This window comes from Pyrinomonas sp. (genome assembly GCF_040289685.1).
In the GTDB taxonomy this organism is placed as follows: domain Bacteria; phylum Acidobacteriota; class Blastocatellia; order Pyrinomonadales; family Pyrinomonadaceae; genus Pyrinomonas.
The window spans coordinates 1-9,403 of sequence record NZ_PSLQ01000092.1 but is presented as its reverse complement, the minus strand read 5'-3'; the positions used below and the strand labels follow the sequence as shown (position 1 = coordinate 9,403).

4 protein-coding genes, 1 pseudogene and 1 riboswitch are annotated in these 9,403 nt (G+C 60.4%); of the genes and pseudogenes, 1 reads left to right on the top strand and 4 read right to left on the bottom strand.

Annotated features, from left to right (window positions below; genetic code table 11):
• Nucleotides 1-1,359, bottom strand: a pseudogene (locus C4334_RS13880) (APC family permease); the annotation flags it as partial.
• Between the two features lie 79 nt (nt 1,360-1,438).
• Nucleotides 1,439-1,566, bottom strand: a riboswitch (cyclic di-AMP (ydaO/yuaA leader).
• 263 nt (nt 1,567-1,829) lie between these two features.
• Complete coding sequence (locus tag C4334_RS13875; RefSeq protein WP_352432686.1) at nt 1,830-3,791, bottom strand: amino acid permease; 1,962 nt, start codon at nt 3,789-3,791, stop codon at nt 1,830-1,832.
• A 267-nt stretch (nt 3,792-4,058) separates the two neighbouring features.
• Here C4334_RS13875 and C4334_RS13870 point away from each other — a divergent pair, with 267 nt between their 5' ends.
• Nucleotides 4,059-7,175, top strand: a complete 3,117-nt coding sequence (locus C4334_RS13870; RefSeq protein ID WP_352432685.1) for a sigma 54-interacting transcriptional regulator — start codon at nt 4,059-4,061, stop codon at nt 7,173-7,175.
• A gap of 42 nt (nt 7,176-7,217) precedes the next feature.
• On the opposite strand, the gene C4334_RS13865 is transcribed toward C4334_RS13870, so the two are convergent.
• Nucleotides 7,218-7,976 carry a zinc-ribbon domain-containing protein gene (locus tag C4334_RS13865; protein ID WP_352432684.1) on the bottom strand — a complete coding sequence of 253 codons (759 nt, stop codon included), beginning with the start codon at nt 7,974-7,976 and terminating at the stop codon, nt 7,218-7,220.
• Between the two features lie 42 nt (nt 7,977-8,018).
• A complete protein-coding gene (locus tag C4334_RS13860) occupies nt 8,019-9,197 on the bottom strand; it encodes a type IV pilus twitching motility protein PilT (RefSeq protein WP_352432683.1) in 1,179 nt (392 codons plus the stop codon).
• Nucleotides 9,198-9,403: the final 206 nt, after the last annotated feature.

The following is a 9,403-nucleotide window of genomic DNA, read 5'->3' as shown; positions in this document are numbered from 1 at the left end:
CTCCGCGCCGCCGCAATCTGATGAACAAGGCGCGTCTCCAACGAACCGTTCCCTTTCCAGCGGGCGGTTGACCCGTCTCGCTTTCGTCCATCGAATCGCTCGGCGGCAAAGAGGCACGTCTTTCGCGCCACCAGTGGCGCACCATGCCAACTTGCGACAAGGTGAAAGAGAGAAAAACGCCGATGGCGTAAAGCGGAATGAGCCGGTGCGTATCGCCGCCGAAAGCGGCAATGAGCACGCCAGCGAAGGCTGCGAGCAGAATGATGCCGTTTGAAAAGACCAAGCGGTCGCCGCGCGTGGCGAGTTGCCGCGGCAGGAAGCGGTCGCGTGCCATGATCGAGGCTAAGCGCGGGAAGTCGGCGAAGGAGGTGTTGGCCGCTAGGATCAGAATCGCCGCAGTGGTCGCTTGCACGACATAATAGAACCACCCGAGCGGTCCGACGAAGATCAAGCGCGCGAATTGCGAGATGACGGTTTCGTTCTCGTGCGGGTGAACGCCGTAAAGGTAAGCCAGCGCGCTCGTTCCGAGAAACATCACCGAAAGAAGCGTCGCCATCCAGACGAGCGTGATCGCCGCGTTGCGCGATTCCGGTCGCCGGAAAGCTTGCACGCCGTTGGAAATAGCTTCGATGCCAGTCAGCGCTGAACAGCCATTGGAAAAAGCGCTGAGCAGGAGAAAGAAAGTGAGCGGCTGCGGAGCGTAGCCCTCGGCGAACTTCAACTGGTTGTCGATCACCGGCGCAACTTTGCCCTGACGGTATTCGATCAACCCGATGAGGATCATGAAGAGGAAAGAGACGATAAAGGCGTAGGTCGGCACGGAGAAGAGCGTGCCGATTCGCGTACGCCGCGCAGATTGGCGATGGCGATAAAGGCGATGATCAGCAGCGAAAGCAGCACCTTGTGTTCGTCCAACCAAGCGTAGCGCGTCTTTTGCGCTGCCGACGTGATGGCTGCTACTCCCGCCGACACCGACACGGCCACCGTCAGCACGTAATCGACCAGCAAGGAGGCCCCGGCGACGAGTCCCGTCATGGTTCCAAGGTTATCCTTCGCAACGATATATGCCCCGCCGCCCGAAGGGTAAGCGTAGATCGTCTGGCGGTAGCTAGCGCTCACGATGGCGATCAACGCGACGATGCAGAGCGAGATCGGTATGACGTAGCCGAAAGCTCGTGCGTCGCCGTAAGCGACAGCAACTGCCAGCACCAACAGGATCTCTTCAGTAGCGTAAGCCGTTGAAGAAAGCGCGTCGGAAGAGAAGACCGCAAGCGCTGTCTTCTTGGTCAACCTTTCGTGTATGGCCTGCTCGGTCGGTAGCGGTTCACCAACGAGCAGACGTTTGAGAGCAACGGCCATACTTCCCTCCCCGTTCGGTGACTATGAAAATCAAAAAGCACGGAAGCATGCGCCTTCCGTGCTGACATGTGCGCACGGTCACGCCCTTCCTTTAAGCCTACGAGGTTAGCTGTCGGGCTCGGACCGGAAGTGCCCTACGCGCAAGCGATTCGCCCCACTGAATTGGTTCCCCCGCGCCGCCTCAAGCGGCTTCGGCAGACGGACCTTGGATCAACGTGACGCAAAGGTTTCTTCGTTGCGTGCCATCGGCTCACCGGCTTTCAAGCGGCGAGCCGATGAAATTTTAACAAATTCCAGCTTGCATGGCGGAGCGCCCGTTGACTTCAGCCCTTACCCTCGGGTTCATCTCGAGATCTCGAACGTTTGGCTCGCGCCGCTCTCCACGCGCTTGGCCGCCGCAAAGGCGAAGGCCGAATTGACCGCTTTGTGGCCGATGCGCGTTTCTCCCCGCGCGCGGCGCTTTGCTCGCGTCACCCCCCAACGTGAACCACCGGGCGCCGTTCTGGATCCGGCTCGGCTTGACGCAAAACTTCGTGCGTGACCGGAGCCGTGTCGCCCTCGCCGAAGACGACGTATTTGAAGAGGTAAGCGAGCGGATTGCCTTCGCTCCAACCGAAATAGACGTGCGGCACTTTGCCCGTGGTGTCGCGCAAGAAGAGCAAGAACGCGGCGATGGCGTTCGGCACGGCAGGGCTTTCGGTTCGCAGCACGCGAAAGCCGTTCACTTTGACGCCGCGGACGCGCAACACGCCTGAAAATTCCGACGCATCGCCGGGCGTGACTTCAAAGAAGAGGATCGGATCGCGCGTTGGAATGTGATTGTCAGCGCGTTTTTCGCGTTCTTTGAACTCATATTCCTGTACGTCGCCGCGATCGCGCCGGTTGGCGACGATGCGTATGTCGTTGCGTCCGCGACCGACCTCTTCGATGAATTGCCGCGCGAGATCGTCGAGTTCGACCTTTTCAATGCGCAGCTCCGTGGTGCGCAAAGCGCGCGACAAGAACGACGTGAAGATGATCGAGACGATGAGGAAAGAAGCGATCTTGATCCCTTCGGGGCGTTCGATGATGTTGACCACCGTCGTATAGATGAAGATCAGCGTGATGATGGCGAAAGCGAGCGTCGCGCGCGACTCCCTCCTTCGACGGGCTGAGACGAAAACGGCGATCGCCGCCGAGGTCATCAACACCAACACGCCGGTCGCGTAAGCGCCGCCCTGCGCGTCGACGTCGGCTTCGAAGATGATGGTGACAGCAAAGGCGACTGCCGTGTAGACCAGAACCAGCGGGCGCGTGGCGCGCGCCCAATTCGGTGCCATGCCGTAGCGGGGCAAGTAGCGCGGAACGATGTTGAGCAATCCGGCCATCGCCGAGGCGCCCGCAAACCAAAGGATGGTGATGGTGCTGATGTCGTAGGTGGTGCCGAAAAAGTCGCCGAAATAAAGATGCGCCAAATAGGCGAGCGCGCGACCGTTGGCTTTGCCGCCTTCTTGGAACTCTTCGGCTGGGATCAACAACGTGGTCGTCAAACTGCTGGCGATCAACATCACGCTCATGATGAGCGCCGCCGTGCGCAGCAGCTTGCGCGTGTTGCGGATGCGACCGACCGGATGCTCTTCGGTGTCTTGTGGATCGCCTTTGACAAGCGGCATGACGGCGACGCCCGTTTCAAATCCCGAAAGGCCCAGTGCCAGTTTTGGGAAGAGGATGAGCGCCCAGCCGATCATCAACAACGTGCTGCCTCCGGTTCGCGGGTCGGTGACCAACGCCTCGCGCCAGCGCGGGAGCACTTCCGGATGCGCGGCGATCTCGTAGATGCCGCGCGCGACGACGACGAGGTTGACGATCAAGTAAACCCCAACCAGCAGCACCGCCAACCCGATGGCCTCGCGGAACCCTTTCATGAAGATCGCTCCGAGAAAAGCGATCAGCGCCAGCGTGAGCAAGATGCGATGCTCGAGGAACTCCGGCATGAACGGGTTCTCAAGGATGTGTGCGGTGGCGTCCGCTGCCGAGAGCGTGATCGTGATGATGAAATCGGTGGCGACGAAACCGAGCAGCACGAGGACGAACAGCTTCCCTTTCCACCGCGCAAATAGCCGCTCGAGCATCGAGATCGACCCTTCGCCGTGTGGGCTCTCTGCGGCGACGCGGCTGTAGATGGGCAACGCGCCGAGCAGCGTCAGCAGGACCAACACCAACGTCGCAATCGGCGAGAGCGCCCCTGCGGCGAGAAACGCGATTCCCGGTTGATAGCCGAGCGTGGAGAAATAGTCCACGCCCGTCAAACACATGACTTTCCACCATGGATGCGTCGCGTGACGCGCCCGCGCGTGAGCGTGCGGCCCTTCGGCTTCGCGCACCAGCCCTTCGAGCAACCAACGTTTGAAGCGACTCCGTGCCGACTTTTGCGGAACGAGCGTTTCAACCATCCCTTAGGTCCTCTCGATTCGGCGACGGCGCGAAGATCGTCGCGCCGAATTGCGCAAGCGCCTATGCTACGCTCAATCGGCGAAAAAGCAAAACGGTTTTCGCCCGTCCGAACAAGGGTGCCTTCGGGCTGTGAAGACTACGGCGAGGCGGCTCGCGCGAAGGGAAAAGCGTGGCGCGATTGCCCGTCGTGTGTTAAAGTGTGAAAGCTCGGACCTTTTGGGAGTTTAAACTGGAAAGCAGCCCCGGCTACTGACTGCAAGGAGCGGATGGTGCCTCGAATGGGCTGTCCGCGCCCTTCCAAGGAGAGCCCCGAAGTGACGCTGTTCGGCCCTAAAACGGCAGAGGAACCGCGCCCCGAACGTCGCTCCGCCTCAACGCGGCGCAGCAGCGCGCGAACCTATCCAACGCATGCGAATGCAGCAGCCGATGATATCGAGAAGATCAACGAACTGCTCGACTCCGGCCAGTCCAAGGTAGCCGAAGACCTGCTTCGCGGTCTCATCAAGGCCACCAGTGGAGACGAATCCTTGCAGGCGCGCGCGCGTTGCTTGCTTTCCACCGCGCTCGAAACGCAGGGACGTTATCGCGAAGCGCTCGAAGCGGTCGAGCCCTATGAATCATCGGTCAAGCGCGCCGCGCTCACACCGGACGCAAGCGTCGCCGTGCGCGTTCGCCTCGGTCTTGCCCACAGCCAATTGGGCGATCATCCGAAGGCCATCGCGTTGTTGCAGGCGACGTTACGCGAAATCGAGGGGAAAGGGACGGACCACCAGCTCGGCTCGGTTTATGGCGCGTTGGCTCGTGTCTATCGGAGCATCAATGAGAATCCCATTGCGCGCGATTATGCCGAACGCGCCATCGCCCATTTTCGGCGCGTCGGCGATTGGCGCGAGCTGGCCAATGTCTATCTCGGATTGGCTGTTTCCGAATCGTTCGAAGGAAACTACGAAGCCTCGCTGGAGAACTTTCAACACGCGCTCGACATCATCGGCGACCGCCCGGCGCTCTTTACGCTCGGCAAGATTTACGCCAACATGGCTGGCGCGTATTGGTTTCTCCGCCGTCCGCAAGATGGCATTCGATGCCTCGAAAAAGCCATCGACTACTACGAACGCACCGAACACAAAGCCAACGCCGCACTCGGGTATAACAACCTCGGCATCAACTTGATCCTCATCGGCGACTGGAAACGGGCGCAAGACGCTCTCGAACGAGCGTTGGAATTGGCTTCGAGCACCGATCGCCATATCGCCCAAGTGCCGATGATCTTGGATTCGCTCGGCGAATTGGCGACGTTGCGCGGCGAGGTGGAACAAGCGCGCGCTTATCTTGAGCGCGCGGTTCAACTGGCGACCGAGCACGAAAACAAGTGGTACTTGGGACAAGCGCGCCGGACGCTCGGCCGCCTCTATCTGGCGATGGGGCGCGCGCGCTGGGCCATCGAGCAGGGTGAAATCGCGCTGCGCATCGCCGAAAGCATCGGCGATCGGCAGGCTATGCGCGAGGCGCACTTGCTCTTGGCCGAAGCCAATCTCGATTGCGGCGAGGCCGAAAGCTGTCGGCGCCACCTGCAGACGGTGGTCGAATCGACGAGCAACAAGTTCATCGAACTGGCTAACGTCGGCGAAGCGCAGCGCATTCACGGCATACTGGCCCTGGCACAAGCTGATCACGCGCTGGCAGCACACCATTTCGGGCGCAGCGTGTCGATCTTCGAGATGCTCGGCGACCGCTACCGTAGCGCCGTGGCCCACTACTGGCTCGGACGCACTTACGTCGTCAACCATCCCGAAAAGGCCATCGAACACTTATCTTCGGCGGCCAGCGTCTTCCGTGAGTTGGGCGCAAAGCCCTACCTTGCGCGCGCCGAAGAAGCGTTGCGTGGGCTGGGCCATGCGACGGCGGAAACTAGGACCGAACCAGCCACGCTCTCGCAGATCCTCACCTTGCGTCTTGCCGAAGCTGTCGCCTCGCGCGAGCTGCTGCTGCGCGAACTGGCCACCGTTGTTTATCAGGAGACCGATTGTCGCTTCGCCATCTTGCTCGAGCCGGATCGCGAGAACAAAGAGTTCTACCATGTCGCCGCCGCGCAAGCGAGCCATCACGACCTGCCGACTAGCATCGTTGCCGAATGGAACCGAACGATGCACGGCGAGCGCGAAGCGTGGTTGGAAAGGGAAGGCATTTCGGTCTTCGACTTGCGACCAACGCATGCTCCTTCGGCCAAGCTGCTCGTCTCTCCGCCGATCGCCGACACTTTGCCGAGCGGGGTTTCGCTCCAACCTCTGCTGCGCGTCGTCGAACTCGGCTTGGATGTCTGCTGGCTGCGCGACCGAACGCACGGCGACGGGAGAAGCACGCCCATGGCGTCGTTTTCGGACCAGAGCCTCATGCCGGGCTTCATCCACTCCAGTCCAGCCATGACCAAGCTCGTCGAAGAGGTGCACAAGATACGCTCTTCGGATGTCACCGTGCTGATCACAGGCGAATCGGGCACGGGCAAGGAGCTGGTCGCGCGCGCCATTCATCACCTCTCGTCGCGCCGCACGAAGATCTTCGTCCCCTTCAATTGCACGGCTGTCCCTAAAGAACTTGCCGAAGCCTACTTGTTCGGTTACCGGCGCGGAGCTTTCACCGGCGCCGTCGCCGATTCGGCTGGCGTGATCCGCACCGCCGCTGGCGGCACGCTCTTTCTCGATGAGGTCGGCGACCTGCCGCTCGAGGTGCAACCTAAACTCTTGCGCTTTCTCCAAGAGGGCGAGATCCAACCGCTCGGCGAGCAACGCCCCACCAAAATCGACGTGCGCATCATCGCCGCCACCAACACCGATCTCGAAAAGCTGGTCGCCGAAGGCCGGTTCCGCGAAGACCTCTACTACCGACTAAACGTCATACGCTTGCGCGTCCCACCGCTGCGCGAGCGTCGCTCGGAGATCCCAGCCATTGTCACCTACTACTTGAATCACTACTCGGCGCGCTTCGGTCGGCGCGACATCCAGATCACGCCGCAAGCCCTCGATCTGCTGATCGTTTACGACTGGCCGGGCAACGTCCGCCAACTCTGCAACGAAATACAGCGGATCGTCGCCCGCGCCGAAGACGGGGCGGTGATTACGCCCGATCACCTTTCGCCCGAGGTGCGGCGCATGGCTGCTCACGCCTCCTCAACGCCAACAATCAAACTCGCCTCGCCAACTCAAGGCACTACGCTGGCCGATGCGATCTCCACGATCGAACGGCAGATGATTGCCGAAGCGCTGCGTCGCCATCACGGCAACATCTCGCGCGCGGCGCGCGAACTAGGGTTGACGCGCCGCGGCCTTTACCTCAAACTGGAACGCTACCAGCTCGATGTCGCTCAACTGGTGCAATCCTCTTCTTGAAAGCGAGCATTCGTTGTTGTGCTGGCAGGGAGGCGCGCCCTTTTACAACGGCGCGAGCTGCAGAGTGGCGAAATAGTCCTTATAAAGCTCGTTGTAGCTGCGGATCGTGTAGTCGAGCAGACCGGGCAGTTCGCGAATGTCGGCGCTGTTGATGGCCAAGTTGATGTTGTGAAGAAAGGCGACATGCGCATCGCCCGTACGCAAGCCGGGTGAAATCTGCACGAAGAAGAGGCGCCGCCGTTCCGCCGGACGAAGCGCCTTGATCTCGCGCGCGATGAAGGCTGCGCCCTGTTCGGCAGCGTCGAACTCCGCATCCAAGATGAGCACGTCCAGTTGATCCTCGCGCATGCGCTCGATAGCTTGCGACGTGTTGGCGGCGATGTAAACTTCGTAATTGCTCTCGCTCAAAGCGCGCGCAAGCGGCTCGCGCGCGCTCTGTTCGACGCACAAGAGCACACGACGTTGCCGCGTGCGCCGATGCGCGGCGGCGCCTGATTGTTCGCCGCGGAGTAACCGCGCCAAGGCGTTCAGAAGCTCTTCGCCCGCGAGTTCGTTCGCTTGCTCGCCCGCTCCGCTCCGTTCAGCGTTCTGTGCTTTCTCGAGGTTGAACGCTGGCGCTGGAACGGGGCGTGCTCCCCGCGGCGCAGGACCTTCCGTTCGCCGTTCCTCTCGCTCAAACTTGGGCGGTTGGATTTGCACCGCTTGTTGACATTTCGGGCATCGCACCGTGAACGGGCGCGACGGCATTTTCGCCTCGTCCAGTTGCAATCGAGCTGAACAATGGGAACAGACGACGATCATCGTTATTACCTTAAATCGTTCAGGCGCGCTTCGACGCCCCGCTTACTCGATGACCTCGAGCATGGAAGCCACGCTCTCCGATCTCGGCGCGGGCGCGCCTTGATCGCGCAAGTAGTCCTCGCCTGAGGACAACCCTTTGAGCGCCAGAAGCAGATTGTTCTGGTTGGTTGCGAAAGCCAGCCCGTCTTCAAGCGTGATGACCCCGCTTTCGATCATCCCCTTGATCACTGTGTCGAAATCTTGCATGCCATCAAGCTGACCGTCGCGCATCGCATCGAGCAGCGATTTCCCTTCGGATTCACCCTCTTGTATGTACTCGCGCGTGCGCGGCGTGGACTTCAAAATTTCAACAGCGGCGACGCGCCCGCGCCCATCAGCACGCGGGATCAACCGTTGCGAGATGATGTAACGAAACGTTTGGGCTAGCCGCGTGCGGATCACCGGCTCCTCGTTCTTCGGGTAGAGGCCAATGATGCGGTCAATTGTCTTGGAAGCGTCGATGGTGTGGAGCGTTGAAAGGACCAAGTGACCAGTCTCAGCCGCTTCGAGAGCGATCTCGGTGGTTTCAAGGTCGCGCATCTCACCGATCAAGATCACCTTCGGCGCCTGTCGTAAAGCTGCGCGCAGCGCCGACGGGAAATCGACTGCGTCGGTGCCAACCTCGCGTTGATTGATGGTTGAATTCTTGTGCGTGTGCAAGAATTCAATCGGATCTTCAATCGTCACGATGTGATAGTGTTTGGTCTCATTGATGAGATCGATGATGGCAGCGAGCGTCGAAGATTTGCCCGCTCCTGTGGGCCCCGTGACGAGGACGATGCCGTTGCGAAGATTGGCGATCTCAGCTAGCTGCGGCGGTAAGCCCAATGAGCGCAGTGTCGGAATCTCGGTCGGGATGACGCGCATCACGATCGAGTAGGTGCCGCGCTGCTGAAAGATGTTGACGCGAAAGCGCGTGCGCGATGGGAGCGAAAAGCTCAAATCGACGGCACCCGTGCGCACAAGCTTCTCGACGGCATCGGGATGGCCGCGAAGCAATGTCATCGCGATGATCTCGGTTTGATAGGGCGTTAACCGTTGCACGCCAAGCGGCTGAATTGGGACGAGCCGCCCGTTGATTTCGACCTGCGGCGGCTGACCAACGGAGAAGTTAAGATCGCTGATCTTGTCCGAAGCGAGCAGCATGCGCTCGATGATGGGCGAAGGGTCGAAGAAGCTCATACCAAGGCTCCGCGCGCAAATGGAAAGACGCCCACAAGCGTCAGAGATATTGTGGCGCAACTCGCTGATAAACGCAAGACAAATTTTTTAAACACTGTTTCATGCTTGGACGCTGAATGTTAAAAACGTTTGCCGAGCTGTAAACGCGAGGGCGGCGACCTTCACCCGGCGTTAGTGCGGAGCGAGAAGCTTCCGCTTGCTTGTGT